Annotated in this window: 16 protein-coding genes; 8 read left to right on the top strand and 8 right to left on the bottom strand. The window is 69.8% G+C overall.

Annotated features, from left to right (window positions below):
* Nucleotides 1–36: 36 nt before the first annotated feature.
* Complete coding sequence (locus MNY62_RS04785; RefSeq protein WP_242342966.1) at nucleotides 37–1,149, top strand: fatty acid desaturase family protein; 1,113 nt, start codon at nucleotides 37–39, stop codon at nucleotides 1,147–1,149.
* Between the two features lie 94 nt (nucleotides 1,150–1,243).
* Here MNY62_RS04785 and MNY62_RS04780 read toward each other — a convergent pair whose 3' ends face one another.
* The gene (locus tag MNY62_RS04780; protein WP_242342965.1) at nucleotides 1,244–2,341 is read right to left on the bottom strand and encodes a sensor histidine kinase; all 1,098 of its coding nucleotides are present in this window, start codon (nucleotides 2,339–2,341) and stop codon (nucleotides 1,244–1,246) included.
* A gap of 266 nt (nucleotides 2,342–2,607) precedes the next feature.
* On the opposite strand from MNY62_RS04780, the gene MNY62_RS04775 reads away from it, so the two are divergent.
* Nucleotides 2,608–2,799 carry a hypothetical protein gene (locus MNY62_RS04775; protein WP_242342964.1) on the top strand — a complete coding sequence of 64 codons (192 nt, stop codon included), beginning with the start codon at nucleotides 2,608–2,610 and terminating at the stop codon, nucleotides 2,797–2,799.
* Nucleotides 2,800–2,897: 98 nt separating this feature from the next.
* Nucleotides 2,898–3,122, top strand: coding sequence for a hypothetical protein (locus MNY62_RS04770; protein WP_242342963.1), 225 nt, complete (start codon nucleotides 2,898–2,900; stop codon nucleotides 3,120–3,122).
* 119 nt (nucleotides 3,123–3,241) lie between these two features.
* Here MNY62_RS04770 and MNY62_RS04765 read toward each other — a convergent pair whose 3' ends face one another.
* Both MNY62_RS04765 and MNY62_RS04760 read right to left on the bottom strand, forming a co-directional pair.
* The gene (locus tag MNY62_RS04765) at nucleotides 3,242–3,868 is read right to left on the bottom strand and encodes a hypothetical protein (RefSeq protein WP_242342962.1); all 627 of its coding nucleotides are present in this window, start codon (nucleotides 3,866–3,868) and stop codon (nucleotides 3,242–3,244) included.
* Between the two features lie 62 nt (nucleotides 3,869–3,930).
* Nucleotides 3,931–4,260, bottom strand: coding sequence for a hypothetical protein (locus tag MNY62_RS04760; protein WP_242342961.1), 330 nt, complete (start codon nucleotides 4,258–4,260; stop codon nucleotides 3,931–3,933).
* A 441-nt stretch (nucleotides 4,261–4,701) separates the two neighbouring features.
* Here MNY62_RS04760 and MNY62_RS04755 point away from each other — a divergent pair, with 441 nt between their 5' ends.
* From MNY62_RS04755 to MNY62_RS04745, 3 genes are all read left to right on the top strand, one after another.
* Entirely contained in the window at nucleotides 4,702–5,130 is a 429-nt protein-coding gene (locus tag MNY62_RS04755) for a GFA family protein (protein WP_242342960.1), read from the top strand.
* Nucleotides 5,094–6,215, top strand: coding sequence for a methionine--tRNA ligase (locus tag MNY62_RS04750; RefSeq protein ID WP_242342959.1), 1,122 nt, complete (start codon nucleotides 5,094–5,096; stop codon nucleotides 6,213–6,215). Before MNY62_RS04755 ends, MNY62_RS04750 begins: the two co-directional genes overlap by 37 nt.
* A gap of 399 nt (nucleotides 6,216–6,614) precedes the next feature.
* Nucleotides 6,615–7,112: a hypothetical protein gene (locus tag MNY62_RS04745; protein WP_242342958.1), complete on the top strand. Its 498-nt coding sequence runs from the start codon at nucleotides 6,615–6,617 to the stop codon at nucleotides 7,110–7,112.
* Between the two features lie 348 nt (nucleotides 7,113–7,460).
* Here the strand turns inward: MNY62_RS04745 and MNY62_RS04740 are convergent, their stop codons facing one another.
* The gene (locus tag MNY62_RS04740; RefSeq protein ID WP_242342957.1) at nucleotides 7,461–7,916 is read right to left on the bottom strand and encodes a Spy/CpxP family protein refolding chaperone; all 456 of its coding nucleotides are present in this window, start codon (nucleotides 7,914–7,916) and stop codon (nucleotides 7,461–7,463) included.
* Between the two features lie 205 nt (nucleotides 7,917–8,121).
* Between MNY62_RS04740 and tesB the strand changes: the two genes are divergently transcribed.
* On the top strand, nucleotides 8,122–9,003 hold the full coding sequence (gene tesB / locus MNY62_RS04735; RefSeq protein ID WP_242342956.1) for an acyl-CoA thioesterase II: 882 nt from the start codon (nucleotides 8,122–8,124) through the stop codon (nucleotides 9,001–9,003).
* A 139-nt stretch (nucleotides 9,004–9,142) separates the two neighbouring features.
* Here tesB and MNY62_RS04730 read toward each other — a convergent pair whose 3' ends face one another.
* The 3 genes from MNY62_RS04730 to MNY62_RS04720 all read right to left on the bottom strand — a co-directional run bounded on the left by MNY62_RS04730 (nucleotide 9,143) and on the right by MNY62_RS04720 (nucleotide 14,690).
* Nucleotides 9,143–10,414 (bottom strand): epoxide hydrolase family protein, encoded by a 1,272-nt coding sequence (locus tag MNY62_RS04730; protein ID WP_242342955.1) that lies wholly within the window; start codon nucleotides 10,412–10,414, stop codon nucleotides 9,143–9,145.
* 212 nt (nucleotides 10,415–10,626) lie between these two features.
* Nucleotides 10,627–12,012: an epoxide hydrolase family protein gene (locus MNY62_RS04725; RefSeq protein ID WP_242342954.1), complete on the bottom strand. Its 1,386-nt coding sequence runs from the start codon at nucleotides 12,010–12,012 to the stop codon at nucleotides 10,627–10,629.
* A gap of 236 nt (nucleotides 12,013–12,248) precedes the next feature.
* A complete protein-coding gene (locus tag MNY62_RS04720) occupies nucleotides 12,249–14,690 on the bottom strand; it encodes an InlB B-repeat-containing protein (protein WP_242342953.1) in 2,442 nt (813 codons plus the stop codon).
* Between the two features lie 341 nt (nucleotides 14,691–15,031).
* Here MNY62_RS04720 and MNY62_RS04715 point away from each other — a divergent pair, with 341 nt between their 5' ends.
* Nucleotides 15,032–16,741: an FAD-dependent oxidoreductase gene (locus tag MNY62_RS04715; RefSeq protein WP_242342952.1), complete on the top strand. Its 1,710-nt coding sequence runs from the start codon at nucleotides 15,032–15,034 to the stop codon at nucleotides 16,739–16,741.
* Nucleotides 16,742–16,931: 190 nt separating this feature from the next.
* On the opposite strand, the gene MNY62_RS04710 is transcribed toward MNY62_RS04715, so the two are convergent.
* A complete protein-coding gene (locus tag MNY62_RS04710) occupies nucleotides 16,932–17,393 on the bottom strand; it encodes a hypothetical protein (protein WP_242342951.1) in 462 nt (153 codons plus the stop codon).
* Nucleotides 17,394–17,445 lie beyond the last annotated feature (52 nt).

The raw sequence follows: 17,445 nt of genomic DNA, 5'->3' as shown, positions 1-17,445 counted from the left end.
GAGGCTCGCGGCGGCACCGCGGGGATGGGGGAACGGGTGACCTTGTCAGCAAAGCAGTCGCAGTCCTTGCGTGCGGAGCTCGATGCGCTCCGGCAGGAGTACGTGGCGAAGATCGGCGCGCGCGACGCCGACTACATCCGGACCGTCAGGGCGGTCGCGCGCATCTCCCGCGTCGCGGGGCGCCTCCTCATCCACTTCAGCCTGGAGCCGATCAGCTGGGCGGCCGGCGTCTGCGCGCTCGGCACCTACAAGGTGCTCGAGAACATGGAGATCGGCCACAACGTGCTGCACGGTCAGTACGACTTCATGCACGACCCATCGCTCAGCTCGGCGACCTACGAGTGGGACATGGTCGGCACGGCGAAGAGCTGGAAGCGGGCCCACAACGCCACGCACCACGTCTTCACCAACGTCATCGGGCGAGATCGCGACTTCGGCTACAACGCCTTCCGCTTCTCCGGTGAGGTGCCCTGGAAGCCGATCCACCTGCTCCAGCCGCTGGTGAGCCCGCTCAGCGGACTCTTCTTCGAGTACTCCATCGGCGCCTACGACCTCGGCCTCCTCGATGGGCTCGGCCCGGCGTCGAGCGAAGCGGCCAGAAGGCGGCGTCCTCGTCGCGAGGTGGCCCGCGATCTCTGGGCCTTCGCGCGAAAGGCCGCGCGGAAGGGGTTCGTCGAGTACGTGTTCTATCCCGCCCTCGCGGGTCCGCTTGGGGTGAAGGTCCTCGCCGGGAACGTGCTCGCGAACACGCTGCGAAACGGCTGGGCGTACGCCGTCATCTACTGCGGCCACCTCACGGAGCGGACGGCGACGTTCCGCGAGGAGGATCTCGCGGGCGAGGATCGCGCCGGGTGGTACGTCCGTCAGGTCATGGGCAGCAGCAACTTCGAGACCGGAAGGCTCGGCCACGTGCTCAGCGGTCACCTGGGGTTCCAGATCGAGCACCACCTCTTTCCGAACATCCCGGCCTGGCGCTATCCGGAGATGGCCCCTCGCGTGCGCGCGATCTGCGAGCGCCACGGGGTCCCGTACACGACCGGCTCGCTGGCATCGCAGTTCGCGAGCGCGATGCGCCGGCTCGTCCGGTTCGCCATCCCGCGCGGCGCGGAGCGTGGCGGCGGGACCGAGGCCGCCGCCAGCGCGGCGTGACGCGCGAGGCGGCGCAAATCACGGGCTCCAGGTCGGAGGACGATGCAGGGGTCGACGACTCGCTCTCGCGCGCGGCGGTGAGCGATGTACGAGCCTAGGAAGCCACCGGCAGCTCGATGGTGAAGACGCAGCCCTCGCCGGGGAGGTTGCGGACCCGGATTTCGCCGCCGTTCGCCCTCACGGCATCGAGGCTGATCTTGAGGCCGAGACCGAGCCCCGTCCGATCCGCGCCGTGGCGCTCGAACGGCCGGAACAACTCCTCCGCCTTGCCGGGCGGGAGGCCGCCACACTGGTCCGCGACCTCGATGAGGACGTGCCCCGACGCACGCCGGGTGGTGAGCGAGACGCGACCGCCGGGAGGGGTGAACTTGATGGCGTTCTGGAGCAGGTTTGCCACCGCGGACGCGAGGAGCGGACGATCCACGACGACTGCGAGAGCGTAGTCGACGGCCGGTGCGCTCAGCTCCACGTCTCGGGCTTTCGCGTCGAGGGCGGCACCGACCTCGATGTCCTCGATGAGCTGGGCGAGGACGACGCGTTGCGGGCTGTTGAGGGTGGCCGCGAGGCGGACCTCGGCCAGCGATCGGTCGATGACATCTCGAAGGCCTTGAAGGCTCCGTCCGAGCAAGGCGCCGGTGCGGCTCTCGGTGCCGACGGTCCCTCGCTTCATCGCCTCGAAGGACAGGAACGCGGTCGAGAGGAGGTTCCGCAGCTCGTGCGCGAGCATCCCCAGACGTTCGGTGCTCTGCCTGTTCATCGAACGGTCGCGCCCGAGCGAGAACGCGGTCACCGCCCTCGCGGTCGCGACGTCGAGGCACAGGTTCAGCGTACGGTACTCGTCGGCGGTGATGTTCACGTTCTGGTGGACGGCGTGTTCGGTGATCGCCTGGCAGACGTCACCGTAGCCCTCGATGACCTGCGCGACGGTCAGGCCTTCGCGCAGCATCTCGTCGCCGCGCTGGTCTGCGTTCAGCCCGAGCGCCTCGTTGACCCGCTCGTCCGTCGTGGGCACCAGCGGGTGTGGCGCCTCCCGGTGCTCTTCGCGCAGCAGATCGGTGAGGTGCGTGAGGAACAGCGGGACGCCGTCGGCGACCTCCGCCGGCGAGGCGAGAGGCACGCGCCTCGAGGCGACCCTCGCGCGGGCTCGCTCCACGATCGCGGCGCGGTGCTCCTGCAGGAACTCAAAGAGCATGCTCCCAAGTGTTAAGGCGCGGCCGCTGGAGCGCTTCGGCATCGTGCCAGGAGCCCCGCCTGGCTGGGAGGGCTGGGGACCGACGCCTGGAACACGAGCGAACGCTCGCGATCGCGCTCTCCCGCAACATCGCGCGCGGACGCTCCGTTTGCGTCAGCCGTGCGCCGGCGCGCGTGCGCTCGGGCGGCAGGCTCCTTCGTGTCAGCCCTGAACGCCTCGGTCTGCCGGGACGGCGTCCGCATATATGCACAGGGGGAGGTCGATCCATGGCAACCAGGACGAAGCGCGAGTCCACGGCGCTCGACGAGCTCAAGGCCGTCCGGGGTGCGTTCCTGGAGCTTGCGCGCACGCTGCTCAACGCGGCGAGCACGACGTTGACCGCCGCGGCGGGCGCGCTGACCGCGCTCACGGACGAGGTGCTGCGCAGGGTGCGGACCCCGACGCGGAAGAAGGCGTGACGTGGACGTTCGTCGCGCGAGGCCGCTCCTTGGGTCGTAGAGGCTGACACGCCAGGGAGGGCGTCATGTGGCACCCGACGCGGGAGACGAGGAGCGCGATGGCGTTCTCGCTGGCCGCCGTGGTCGCCTTCCTGGGAAGCGCGATGCTGCTCGACGTCCGGCGTGCATTGCCAGGTGTAGCGGGCGGGTCACCGGGCGGCGCCGCAACTCCGGAGACCCTGGTCATCGTGATCGCCGTCGTGCTCCTGGCGATCGGCGGGCTCCTGCTCGTCATGGCCGGCAAGGAGCTGGTGGATCTGCGTCGCCGGCCTCACGCGCGCTGAGCGGGCGCTGGCGGGCACGGACGCAGACTCCGTCGAAGGGCCGAACGATCACCGCGCAGGCTCGAGGGTGCGGGCGTACGCAGGATCCCAGTCCCGTGCTCGCGGCGCACGTGGGCGCCTCACCGCGGCGCGTGCGGCATCACCAGCTCGCGCGCGGCCGCGTCCGGGAAGAGCCGGGGATCGAGCACGCCGGCCTCGAGGACGAGGCCGAGGACCACCCAGGCGACGGCCGTTCCGCCGAAGCGGCCGAGCTTACGGACCGGTGATCCCGGCGCGGCGCGCCAGGCGACCACCCAGGGCGCGACGAGGAACGGCAACAGGATCCAGACCCAGCTCCAGGTCGGCCAGCCGCAGTCCAGGGCCATGACGCCCTCGTCGTTGATGGCCATGGCGCGGGGGATGGCTGCGCAGATCGCGTACGTCGCGAGACGCGTGAACGGCATCACGACGGCCAAGGCGAAGCCCAGCGGCTGCAGTCGGCCACGCCGAAGGACGAGGTACACCCCGATCCAGGCGAGGGCGATCGTGGCGACGGGCCCGCCCGCGGCACCTGCGAGCGACGGCTCCCAGCGCTCGGTGAAGTACGTGTGGTTGAGCGAGATCGCGGCCGGGATGCCGGCGAGCGAGAAGCCGACCCAGTGCCCGAGCTCGTGCAGGGGGAACGAGGCCAGGATGACGACCGCGAACGTGGCCGCCATCATGGTCCGGGTCGTGCCGTTCGTCACCTGGGGCTGGCTCCGTGTCATTGGCCCTACACGTCTCCGAAGATCTCGGGACGCGCAGCCGGGTCGCGAGGGTCTCCCGTCGATCAGAACGAACGCGCGAGCTCCGACTCGAGTGCGGCGCCGACCGTCCCGAGCTCAGCCGTGAGCGCCTGGGGATTGGTAGACGTTCTTTGACCGTCGAACGTCGACGTGTACGAGAACGTCTGTCCGCAACCCGTCGCCGACCCGGAGAAGCGGATCGCCAGCTGACCATTCGCGAGGTTTCCCGTCCCGCCCGGATTCACCACGAACGTGACGGCTGCGCAGGTTCCGATTGCCTGGGCGGGGCACGTCAGCCCCTGGATGTGCAACGAGCTGCTCGAGAGGATCTCGGCGCGCGGGCCGGTGCCGTCTCCGCAGAACTCACGGAGCACGACGGAGTTCGTACCAGCGGACGTGATCGGAATGTAGGTCTGCGACGAGCTGCTCTGGCCCCCGAACGTGAAGCTCGACAGGCCCTCCCACCTCCCCACGAAGATACCCGAGTAGTCCGTGGGTGAACTGCTCGAGTCGCCCCCGCCGCATCCCGCAAGCACGAGTGACGCGATGAGGACCGCGGTTCCGGTTGCACGTGTCATGTCCGGTTCCCCCCTGGAGTGGGTCGTGCGCAGCGAGGCCGCTGCCGCACTACAAGAAATTGAAACCTACACGGATAGTGACCCGATGACAACTCATACGCAACGCGTGAGCGGCGACGGCGGACGGGTCGCTCAGCGCGTGAGCAGGCCTGCCTCTTCTACTCCTTCGCGCCCCCGGGCCGGTCCGGAGCTCGCGCCGCCGTGCGCGACACGGCGGAATCTTCTATGACCGAGCTCATGCGATTCGAAGGACGATGTCACTGCGGAAATCTCGAGGTCACGTTCCACACGTCGCAGCGGCCCGAGGCGCTCGTGCTGCGCGAGTGCGGATGTACGTTCTGCCGCCGGCACGGTGCGCTCGCGGTGACGGATCCGGCCGGTTCGCTCGAGGTGCGGATACGCGATGCCGGGGACGTCTCTCGCTATCGGTTCGGTCTGCGCACCTCGGACTTCCTCGTCTGCCGCACGTGCGGCGTGTACGTCGCGGCGGTGAGCACGATCGACGGAGCCACGTTCGCGACCCTCAACGCGAACGTGCTCGAGGCCCGTGAGGCGCTCACGCAGCGCCCCGTGCCGGTCGCCTACGACGGCGAGACCGCGGAGGAGCGGCTCGGGCGCCGTCGGCGCGCATGGACCCCCGCGACGGTGCGAGGCCTTCCGCTCTGATCGCGTCGAGTGGTCACGCCGGGGCGGTTCCTGCCGTCGGGGGGGGGACGATCGAGGGCGGAAGGCTGCGCATCGTCCACGACGGGGCGCGCGAGGAGACCCTGGCGTTCCTGCGCGGCCCTGTGCGCGACCTCTCGGTGTCGCGGTCGGCCGCGCGCGCGAGAGGGTGGGGGCTCCCCGTCCCGGGCGACCCGTCACAGGTGATCTGGGTCTGGTTCGATGCCCTCTGCGGCTACATCGCGGCGTTGGGGTACAGAGGGAGCGATCGGCGCCACCTCGATGTCTTCTGGTGTGGTGAGGGCGAGCGCGTCCACGTCATCGGCAAGGGGATCTCGCGCTTCCACGCGGCGTACTGGCCCGCGTTCCTGGAGTCGGCGGGGCTGCCGTGGCCGACGGACCTGCTCGTGCACGGGTACGTCACCCTCGAGGGTGAGAAGATCAGCAAGTCGGGCCGAACGATCGATCCGGCTCCTCTCATCGCGCAGTACGGCGCGGACGCAGTGCGGTATTTCCTGCTCCGGCACATCCGGACGGCGCGCGACGGCGACTTCAGCATCGCGCGGTTCCACCAGGCCAACGACGCGGAGCTCGCGAACGGGCTCGGAAACCTGACGAGCCGGATCCTGGCGCTGGTGGAGAAGGTGAGCGGCGGGCACGTACCCGCTCCCGGCGTGGAGCTCGCGGAAGACCGGGAGCTTCGAGAAGCAGCCCTGACGCTGTGCTCGGAAGTGGACGCGGCCGTCGAACGGCTGTCCCTGGACGAGGCGCTCTCGGCCGTCTTCCGGCTCGTCGACGCGACGAATCGGTACGTGACGACGGTTGCACCCTGGGAACACGCTCGCGAAGGACGCGCCGCGCGCGCCGCAGCGACGCTGAGGACGGCGCTCGAGGCGCTGCACGTCATCGCGCGCGAGCTGGCGCCGTTCCTGCCGGCGACGTCGGAGGACCTCCGGACGCGCCTTCAAGCGCCACCGCTGGAAAGCCGGTTCGGTTGGAACGCGCTGCCGACCGGCGTCCCGCTCTCACGCGGTGCCCCGTTGTTCCGGCGTATCGGGGACAGAGGTACCGCAGGGCGCGTCGACTGACCCGTGGTCATGCGGTGACGTGTTCGAGGGTCCGCTTCCATGCGAGCGATGCCGGACGGAGCCAGCCGACGGACCGCCCAGGACTCCTTCCTGCCCGAGGTTGCGCGCAGGTCGTGGCGGGCATCGCGGACCTCCAAGTCCACGGTCTGCCGCGGCCGATCTCGATGAACCCGATTCAAGTGGGGCATTCGAACCGAGCCCACCCGCGATGATCCAGAGCAGGAGGTGTGCCGTAGTTGCGCTCGCTCGCTTACCGCTCAGTGGAGAGGGTATCCACCTCTGGTTCACCCGTCCGACCGATCCCGGGAGAGCGGACCCTTCTGAACGGCTGACCGCGGGCGTCGTCGACCCGCACCCTTCGTGTTGCCGACCCACACATTCCGGGATGGAGGACGAACCGTGTTTGCGAACGTTACGACGACGTGGTGGCGACGCTTGGCTGTTGGAGCGATCATGCTCGCCGTTCTTGCGGCGCTACCATGGGTCGCGCGTGCGGATGGTGGGGACGCGAGTGTGATCCACGCCTGCGTGAATCCTAGCAGCGGCGAGATCCACATGGTCGTCGCATCCAGAGCTTGTCGCCCACAGGAGCTAGCGCTGGACTGGAACATCCAGGGCCCCCAGGGTAGCGGGGTGTCGGGCTACGAGATCGTGGCGCACCAGGAATTTCTGCCTGCCGGATCGGTCGCCGACGTTCATGTAGAGTGTCCGGCAGGGAAGAAGGTGCTCGGCGGAGGCTTCAATGTGGAGACTCCGGATGACGTGAAGGTGTACTCCTCCGAACCCAGCGATGGACGCGGTAACATCATCGACCATGGGTGGAACGTGATGGTTCACAATGAGGGGACAGTGACGCGACAGGCGACGGCGCTGGCGATCTGCGCGTTCGCTCAATGATTCGGATTGATCAACGCGCTCGGACTCGCCGTGCGATGATGAGTCGCTGGCAAAACGGCGGCATCTCGCGCATCCACGGATGCGCTGCAACCACCGCGGGCGGGTAGCGGCGGTAGCTGGCGGCGACGGCGGCGACACTCCACGCCGTGTCATATCGTGGTACGCACGGCGCCATGACCCGCACGGTCGTCTCATGGAGCGCCCTCCCGGACCTGGGCGCCGTCGCGGCGCTACCTCCGCTGCCTCCGCGCGGCGCTGAGCAGCCGGCCGAGCACGCTCCTCGAGGTCGTGTGGGCGTAGACGCGAGCGCAGCCGGCTGCCCGTCGCGGGGACGTTCCGCGGGCGCCATCACGCGTGCGCGCTGCGCATGCGGCCGCAGCCGTGCCGCCGCGGACCGTGCCGCACGAGCGCGGCGAGCCGCTCGCGCTGCCCCGGATCGAGCACGTCGTGGACGCGCGCGATCGCCTCGGCGACGCGGGTCCGGAGCGCCGCGGCGCGCTCGAGCCGCGCGTCGATGATCTCCCCGACGCGCGCGGCGTCGAGCGCGGGCGCGACGATGAGGTCGGCGAGATCGCCGCGCAGCGGGCGCGCGTCGGCGCGGAGCGCGAGGAACGCCTCGGAGAGCGCGTCGAGCTCGGCGCGGACGGCGCGCTCCTGGTCCGGGGTCGCGCCGATGCGGCGGAGGAGCCGGGCGGCGTGGGCGGGGGCGCGGCGCCGCCAGCGGCGGAAGACCGCTGCGCGGGCGAGGCCGGCGGCGAAGAGAACGACGATGGCGCCGAGGGCGCCGGACAGGAACGAGCTCATGGGCGAAGCCTCCGTGAAGTCCACGCAAGGCATCGTGACGAGCGGCCGTGTGCGGCGCGCGTCGGGAACGTGAAGAAGGATGAACGCGGCGCTGCTGGGTCGGCTGCCCGCGCGCGCGAGGCCTGCCTGGCTGATCCGCGTGGGGCGCGATCCAGGCGGAGGCGGCGCCGTCGAGTATGCTCGGCGCTCGGGAAGGAGAGGACGAATGGACCCGTCGCTGAGCGCGCTCATCCGGCAGCTCGATCTGGAGCAGCTGGAGGTGAACCTGTTCCGGGGCGAATCGAGACACCTCGGCTCGCCCCGGGTTTTCGGGGGACAGGTGATCAGCCAGGCGCTGGTGGCCGCGGAGCGCACCGTGGACGGTCGCCTGCCGCATTCGCTCCATGCGTACTTCCTGCTGCCCGGCGACGTGACCGCACCCATCGTCTACCAGGTGGAGCGGATCCGCGACGGGCGGAGCTTCTCCGCGCGGCGCATCCAGGCCATCCAGCACGGGCGGCCTATCCTCTCCATGATCGCGTCGTTCCAGACGCCTGAGCCCGGCCTCGAGCACGCCGCGCCCATGCCGGAGGTGCCGCCGCCGGAGGCGCTCGCGAGCTACCCCGAGCTGGCCGAGCGCTGGCTCGCCGACGCGGGTCCCGTACCGCCGCGGATCGCCGAGGCGATGCGCACTCCCGGGGCGATCGAGTTCCGGCCCGTGGAGCCGCAGAATCCGCTCCGCCGCGCTCCCGGTGAGCCGCGCCAGGCCGCCTGGTTCCGCGCCGTCGACCGGCTTCCCGACGATCCCCGGCTGCACCGGTGCATCCTCGCGTACGCGTCGGACTCGACGCTGGCGGGGGCGCCGCTGCGGCCGCACGGCAGGAGCTGGTGGCAGCCGTCGATGATCGTCGCCTCGCTCGACCACGCGCTCTGGTTTCATCGCGGGGCGCGCGTCGACGAGTGGCTCCTCTACGCGATGGACTCCCCGTCCGCGCAGTCCGCGCGGGGTCTCGCGCGCGGTCTCGTGTTCGACCGCAGCGGGCGGCTCGTCGCGAGCGTGGCGCAGGAGATCCTGATGCGCGACACGAGCGGGGCACAGTCCGCCTGACCGCGCAGACGCCGGCGCCCGACCCGGAACCCTCGTCGCGGGCGCGGTGAGTGCCCCCAGGCGTCGGCCACCCGCAGGGCGCGCCCGCCGCGGCGCCGCTCATGACGAACGACGTCTTCACGCCCCTTCGACGCCGGCCTCAGTGCACGGTGCGCTGCGATTCCTGCTGGCCCTGCGCACCCCGCAGTGGTCTGAAGCCCGCGCGAACCTCCCCTGAAAAGAGTTGCGGCTGTTCCCACGCCGCAAAATGCCCGCCTTTGTCGAGCTTGTTGTAATAAATGAGCTTGGGATACGCTCGCTCTGCCCAGCTCCGTGGCGTCTGCAATACCTCGTCAGGAAAGGCGCTCACCGCGACCGGGATGGCGACGTGTTTCGGTGCAAAGAAGGCGAACTTGTTCTCCCAATAGATGCGCCCCGAAGAGACCGCCGTACGAGTCAGCCAGTAGAGCGTGATGTTGTCGACGATGTCGTCTCGCGTGAGGCCCTCGGTCTGACCGCCGAAGACGCGTGCGATCAGCGCGTAACTGCGCGCGTCGTGGTCGAGGAGCCAGGCGGCGAGGCCAACGGGCGAATCCTCGATTCCGTAGAGGGTCTGCGGGCGGCTCGCCATCTCGAGGGCGTATCCCACCCCGTGCTTGTAGAAGAAGTCCAGCTGCTCGCACGCGCGTCGTTCATCGGCTGAGAGATCGGATGGCAGCGGGTTTCCAGTCTGGACCGCCTTGTCGATGTCCGGTGGAACCGTGAAAGGCCAGTTGACGTGAATGCCGAGCAACTCCGGAGGCGCCTGCGTGCCCATGACATCCGTGACCATCGCGCCCCAATCGCCGCCTTGCGCGGCGAAGCGCGTGTAGCCAAGGCGCTTCATCAGCTCCACCCAGGCGCGTGCGATGCGGTCGGGGCTCCAGCCGGTCGTGGCCGGCTTGCCCGAGAAGCCGTAGCCCGGCAAGGACGGGATCACCAGGTGGAAGGCGTCCGATGGATTCGCGCCGTGCGCCGTCGGATTCGTGAGTGGATCGACGATCTTCAGCTGCTCGATGACCGAGCCGGGCCATCCATGTGTGACGATGAGCGGCAGCGCATCGTCATGCTTCGACCGAACGTGAATGAAGTGAATGTCGAGCCCATCGATCTCGGTCATGAACTGCGGAAGGGCGTTCAACTTCGCCTCGCACTTGCGCCAGTCGTAGTCCGTCGCCCAGTAGCGCGCGAGTTCCTGGATCGTCGCGAGCTGCACGCCCTGGGATTGATCCGTGACCGGCTCCCGTTGAGGCCACCTCGTCGCCTTGACGCGCCTGCGCAGCTCCGTGAGTTCCGCCTCCGGAACATTCACGCGAAATGGACGAACATCGGCGGTCTCCTCACTGCCCGGACGCGGTCTGTCACTGCCCGTCTGTGGTGTGGCTTCAGTCATGGCTTCAGACCTTTCTCTCGCAAACGTGGAGCAACATTCGTGCCCTCCGCCGTACCGCGATGATCCGCGAAGGTTTCGTTCGTCACGTGCGTTCGTGGCGCGCCGCTCGTCGGGTCCCGGGTCGCGCGAGCGACCGGGTCCCACGCCGAGAACTCGGCAAATGCCGAGCATTCGGCGAGTGCCAGGGTCGCGAGCCTGCGCGCTCGTGGGGCTCACGGACGGGCGACGTTGGTGGCGGAGGCGCGCAGTGGGCTGAACGCCGCGCGGAGCTCTGCTGCGAAGAGCTCTGGCTGCTCCCACGCCGCGAAGTGTCCCCCCCTGTCGACCTCGTGGAAGTAGATCAGGTTGCGATAGGCGCGCCGGGCCCAGGTCTCCGGGGGCCGATAGACGTCCTCCGGAAAGACCGTGATGGCCACGGGGAGTGAGATCTCGGCGGTCTTCTGCGCAGCGGCGCCCGTCACGCTACGCCCCCGGTTCTCCCAGTAAAGTCGCGCCGACGAGCTCGCGCTGTTCGTCAGCCAGTACAGCGTGATGTCGTCCAGCACGTCGTCCTTCGTCGGGGACTTCCCGGGAGCGTCGCCGTACGTCCACTGCGCGAACCCCGGATGCACGAGGATCCATGCCGCGAGCCCGGCCGGAGAGTCCGTCAGCCCGTACCCGACTGCCTGCGGCCGCGCGGTCATCATCACGAAGTAGGCCGAGCTCCCCGCCTTGCGGTATGCGGCGAGCGCGTCGAACACCGCGCGCTCGTTCTCGGAGAGTCCCGCCGGCGCGGCCCCCCCGCTGGCCAGCGCGGCCTCCACCTCGGGCGGCACCGTCGCCGCCAGGTTGAGGTGGATGCCAAGCAATCCTGCCGGCGCCTGGCGCGCCATCGCGCTGGAGATGGGAGCACCCCAGTCGCCACCCTGGGCGACGTAGCGGTTGTATCCGAGGCGCTTCATCAGCTCCGCCCAGGCCCGCGCGATGCGGTCGGGGTCCCAGCCGGTGCCCGTCGGCTTGCCGGAGAAGCCGTAGCCAGGCACCGACGGGATCACGACGTCGAACGCGTCCTCGGCGCGGCCTCCGTGCGCGGTGGGATCCGTGAGCGGGCCAATGACCTTGATGAGCTCGAGCACGGAGCCCGGCCAACCGTGCGTGATGATCACCGGAAGCGCGTTCTTGTGACGGGAACGGACGTGGATGAAGTGGACGTCGATCCCGTCGATGTTCGTCGTGAATTGCGGCAACGCATTCAGCTTCGCTTCCGCCTTCCGCCAGTCGTATCCGCTGCCCCAGTACTGGACGAGCCCCTGCAGCTTGGCGAGCTGAGCCCCCTGCGACGGATCCGTGACCGTCTCCCGATCCGGCCACCGCGTGGCGGCGATGCGTCTGCGCAGATCTACGAGGGCCGCGTCCGGGACGTGGACGTGGAAGGGGCGGATCTCGAGTCCGGTGGACATGGGGTTCCCGACGCCGGGGGCGGCAGAGGCGTCACCGTCCGCGGCCGACACCATTCGGGTGCAGCCGACGCCCGCGAGCAGCAGGGCGCCGAGGGCACTCGCGGTCACCGGGCGCGCACCGGAGCTGCGCCGGCCGGGCATCGACGGTGATGCCGACATGACATCCTCCTTCTTGCTGTTTCGAGCCTCCGCGGATCGACCCGCCGCTCTTCGCCGCGCCGAGCAACGTTCGTGCCCACTCCACGGTCCGCGAAGCTTCCGCGGAGATCTCGTGCGCGACGCGCGATCGCGGCGCGCGTCCGCGACGGCGGCGAGTCGTTCGAGACGGAGCCTTCACGCCGAGGGCTCGGCAAACGCCGAGCATTCAGCGGGTGCGTCCAGCGGTCTTCCGCTGTTCACCGCCGACGAAGCGGCGCTGCGTTCGTCCGATGATTGCGGGGCGGCTTTCCCTCGTGAGCGAGCTCGCCGTGCAGCCGCAAACTTGCACCGAAGCTCCCGCGCCGGGGCCCGGAGCGTCGCGACCCTCGGCGAGCCTCGGGGCGCACTAAGGAGAAGGAGGCGGCGCGCGCCGCAGGAGGCGGCCCCCCATCCACGCCCCACAGCGTACCGTCCGGCGCCGCATGGAGCCGATACGGCCGGAACGGCGGGTCCAGGCGAGCCGTCGCGGACCAGCGCGTCCCGTCGAAGCGATGGAGCACGGCAGTCCGGTCCGCGCTCCCTGAGCGCTGCTCCGCTGCGATACCCCAGACCTCGCTGGCGCTCCGGCCGGCGAGCTCCTCGAAAGCGAGGCTCGCGACCTTCGCGAGCTTGTTGCCATTCCAGCGCAGCAGCAGCGGATCCGGTTCGACTTGCGGGCACTTCGTGCAATAGGCCGTGTCGCCGCTCACCCAGACGTCACGAGCGCCGGAGCCCCACACCGACCGGAGCTCGTAATCCCGCATCTCGCGACGCACCCACGCGGCGCCGTCCCAGTGCGCGATGATGCCCGTCAGAGAGGTCCACGTCGCCGGATAGACGACTCCGACGGCCCAGAGGTCGGTGGGAGCGGACGCCCAGAGGGCGTGGACGTACATCGGCGTTCCGGTGTCGAGCTCGGTCCAGGACACGCCGTCCCAGTGGTGCACCCTGGCGTTCGCACCGTCCCTCGTCGACCCCGCGGTCGCGAGCCACGCGTGCCCACCTGTTGCGTAGAGCGCGGTAGCGTCGCCCGAGAGACGGAACGTCGTCATCTGCGAGCCGTCCCACGCGGCGACGGTGCTGGAGCCACCGCCATCGTAGCCGGCTGCCCAGACGCGCAACCCGTCGCTCGCGAGGTGCGCTGAGTAGCCGAGCCGGCCGTGCATGCTCGTCCAGCGAGTACCATCGAAACGCCAGAGCCCGTCCTCGGCGGCGGCCCACACCGCGCCAGACGCCGTCACGGCTGCGGCCAAGCTGGGGGCCTCCAACTCGAGCGAGGTGGTCCACTGCGTCCCGTCGAAGCGCATCACACGAGGAACGCTCCGGACCGTGCCGGGGTCGCGCGCGTTTTGCACGAGCCACGCCTCGTCTCGCGCTAGAACCAGCGGCGGATACGATTCTCCCGGCGACGCGACGATCGTCCACGCAGCGCCATCCCATCGCAGCATGACGCCTTCTGCCCCGGATTCGGTGCTCCAGGCGTTGACCCAGACGTCGTCGGATGCGCTTCCGCGCACCCAGTTCGCCTCCCGGTATCCCGGCGGCAAGGGGACCGACAGGTAAGCGCCGCGCTCGAGCGTGCAGACCGCAGCGTCGTGAATCCACCACTCCGGATCGCGGAAGGTGAAACCGGCGAACCACGGCTCCCCACCCGCGGGCGCCCAGAGGTCGTTCAGGTTGAAAGGCCGGACGGAATGGGTCCAACGCGTCCCGTCCCACGTGACGAGAAGTCCACCGTCCGTTCCCCAGGCGCGGCCCGCTCCGTCACCCCACACCGAGAGGCCAGACGCGGACGGGCCGCCGTAGCTCGGCGCCCATCCCGCGCCATTCCAGCGGAGGATGCCGCTCGTGGTCCCGGAGTAGGCTGCAAACGCCTCTCGTGCGTCGCCAAAGATCTCGAACACCCGCCAGCCGGGGTCGGAGGGCGTCGCGCTCCAGGACGCTCCGTCGAAGTGGCCGATGGTCCCCTGGCCGGCGACCCACACGTCGCGATCGTCTTTGGCGTACGCGGAGTAAAGTATCCAGCCGTCGAGCGGCCCGCACGCCGTGTCCCAGCGGGAGCCGTAGTGCAGCAGCGCGCCCTCGCCTACGGCCCAGAGGCTCGATCGAGAAGCTCCCGCGATCGCCCATAGCCACGTGGAGCCCGGTGCATTCTCGAGGCAGAACCCGCTGACGCACGGAACCGGGCCGCCGAACGCCTCGTTTCCGGGACCGTTCACCGTCCGGGTCGCACAGGTGCTGCGCAGCGGGGCGGACGGGATCGTGTCCTCGACCGGAATCGGCGCGTCCAGCAGGTCCGCCAGGAAGCCGTCCTGGTCGAACCGGAGGGTGAACGTCGCCGTCGCCGTGGCGGACGCGTCGAGCACGATCGTGCAGGGCCCGAGTCCAGTACAGGCGCCGCTCCACCCGTCGAATCGGCATCCGGGATCAGGCGTCCCGATCAACGTCAGCGTCGTCCCGGCCGCGAACGTCCCGCTGCAGCTCGCGTCGGTGCACGACAGTCCTGCCGGCTCGCTGCTGACGACACCGGTGCATTCTCCGGAGCGGTGGACCGTCAGCGAGACCGTGTTCGGTGGGCCGTTCGATCGCCCTGCGCCGTCGCCATCCCCAGAGCACGCGAGTACGAGCGCAGAGGCAACCACCGCCATCCAGCGCGTCATATGCTCCTCCCGGTGACGACCTCCCGAGAGAGCGTGCGCCCTCTGTGGAGCGACATCAACGCGCAGCGAGGGGGCTCGAGGGGCGAGCCGAGCGGCCGAGGGGCGCGGGATTCCAGGGTCTATCGATGGGGTGCCCCGCCGATGCGTGCTGCGAGCGCGCCCGGTGGAGGTTCCGGGCGTCACCGGCGAGGGCTACGCGCCTCGTAGAGCTCGAATACGATCACGCGCGCGGCTGGAGCGCTGCGCCCTCGCGCAACCCGGCGAACACCGCTCGCCCGCTCGCCATTACACGAGAGGCCAGCGCGCGGGACGCTATTCAGACAACGTCAATGCTACCCGGGGTGGCCGCGCCCCTGAGGAGGCCCACCATGGCATCGGTCATCGAGAGCCGGTACGACCAGATGTTCCCGAGGCTCGATCCCGCCGAGATCGACCGGCTGCGGCGTTTCGGCTCCGCACGAGCCTACGGCGCGGGCGAGCGCCTCGTGACGACCGGCGACGTCAGCCCGGGCATGTTCGTCATCCTGACGGGCGAGGTTGCGATCACCCAGCACAGCGTGCTCGGGCACGACGAGGCCATCGTCCTCCACGGCCCGGGCTCGTTCATGGGCGAGCTCGCCCAGCTCTCGGGACGTCCCTCGCTGGTCGATGCACGTGCGACGAGGCCGGTCGAGGCGCTCCTCATCCCTTCGCGCAGAATACCGGACGTGCTCGTGGCCGAGGCGGAGGTCGGGGAACGCATCATGCGTGCGCTCATCCTGCGGCGCGTCGGCCTGCTCGAGAGCGGTCTCAGCGGACCGGTGATCGTCGGGCCTGCGGAGGGCGGCGACGTGTTGCGCCTGGCGGGGTTCCTCGCCCGCAACGGGCACCCGCATCAGCGGCTCGATCCCGATGAAGATCCGTCCGCCAGGGCGCTGGTCGAGCGCTTCCACGTCGCGGCGTCCGAGCTGCCGATCGTGCTCTGCCCCAACGGCCGAGTCCTTCGCAATCCGAGCGAGGTCGAGCTCGCCGGGTGCCTCGGCCTGGTCCAGCCGATCGATCCGAGGAAGGTCTACGACGTCGCCATCGTCGGCGCCGGACCGGCGGGTCTCGCCGCGGCGGTGTACGGAGCATCGGAAGGACTGTCCGTCCTCGTGCTCGATTGTCGCGCGTTCGGCGGCCAGGCTGGCGCGTCGGCACGGATCGAGAACTATCTCGGGTTTCCGACCGGCGTCTCCGGGATGGCCCTCATGGCCCGGGCCTTCAACCAGGCGCAGAAGTTTGGCGCCGAGATGGCGATACCGGATGAGGTCGTCAGGCTGCAGCCCACGGCCGACGTCGACGGAGGGTTCGAGCTGGGTCTCTCGAACGGTGAACGGGTCAGGGCCCGCACCCTGGTCATCGCCAGCGGCGCCAGGTATCGCCGTCTGGATCTGGAGAACCTCGCGACGTTCGAGGGCTCGGGCATCCACTACTGGGCTTCGCCGCTGGAGAGAAAGCTCTGCGCTGGACAGGAGGTAGCGCTGGTCGGTGCCGGCAACTCCGCGGGACAGGCGGCGGTCTACCTGGCGGCGCAGGTCCCAAAGGTCTCGCTCCTCGCGCGCGGGAGCAGCCTGCAGGCGAGCATGTCGCGCTACCTGGTCGACCGTATCGCCGCCACGGCGAACATCGAGGTGTTGCTCCAGACGCAGGTCGTCGCCATCGAAGGACAGGGCGGCGTCCTCGAGACCCTGCGCTGGCGGCAGGCGCCGTCGGGCGAGGAGACGCGCCGACCGATCCGTCATCTGTTCCTGTTCATCGGTGCGGACCCGAACACGTCGTGGCTGTCCGGGTCAGGCGTCGCGCTCGATCCCAGAGGGTTCGTGCGAACAGGGGCGGACGTCTCCAAGGGCCGCCAGGAGCTGGAGACGAGCCGCGATGGAGTCTTCGCGATCGGCGACGTTCGCGCGGGCTCGACGAAGCGCGTCGCCGCGGCGGTCGGAGAGGGCGCGAAGGTCATCGCGACGATTCACGCGTTTCTCGCGGACACCCGCGAGCGGGCCGGCGCCGCGGGCGATCACGGCAGAATCTGAGGCAGGGCCCGCTCGGCGGCTTCGCCTCGACAGCCCGCTGCCGGGCGGCGAGCGAATCGCGGTCTGCGAGGATCCGCAGGGCGCGGCGTCTGCGCTGCGAGAGTCGCCAACGAAGCCCTCGCCATTAGCGAGGTCACGTTCGAGACATCGCAGCCGGCGCCGGCGCCGACACCATGCGCGCATCAGGTGCTCACCGACGATCCTGCTGCCCAGCTGCTGTACGGTCGCGCGAGCGCGTCCCGGGGAACTCCAGCATCCTGAACTGCACGAAGTCGAACGACTCGCCGCCCAGAACGTCGGGCGAGGCCGCGAGCCGGTCCTTCTCAGGAAGCGCCTGCTCGCTCTCCCAGCAGGCATAGAGCTGCACGGGGCCGACGGCGGTCGCCTCGGTCACGTACTGCCGCAACGCCGCGACCGAGGCGCGGCGGCGCACCTCGTCGTCCGGCTCCTGCAAGTGGTTGGGCATCTGGTTGTACGCGAACCCGCACCCGCAGCCCTCGTGCGAGCCGGCGTAGTAGACGTTCGGCCACGTGAAGTGGGAGTGCACGGCGTCGTCGCCCTGCACCTCGTCGACGTAGAAGCCGGGGTTCTCCTCACGCCACGGCACCAGCGGCAGGGGAGACGGCGACGAGAGGTAGACGGCAATGCACATCGCTGTTCTCCGCCGCAGGTCAGCCCAGGTCGGGAGTGGGGTGGGGTGCGTC

Source organism: Anaeromyxobacter terrae (assembly GCF_022690685.1).
Lineage (GTDB): Bacteria > Myxococcota > Myxococcia > Myxococcales > Anaeromyxobacteraceae > Anaeromyxobacter > Anaeromyxobacter terrae.
The sequence above is the reverse complement of the archived record's forward strand: the minus strand, read 5'-3'. Positions and strand labels throughout refer to the sequence as shown.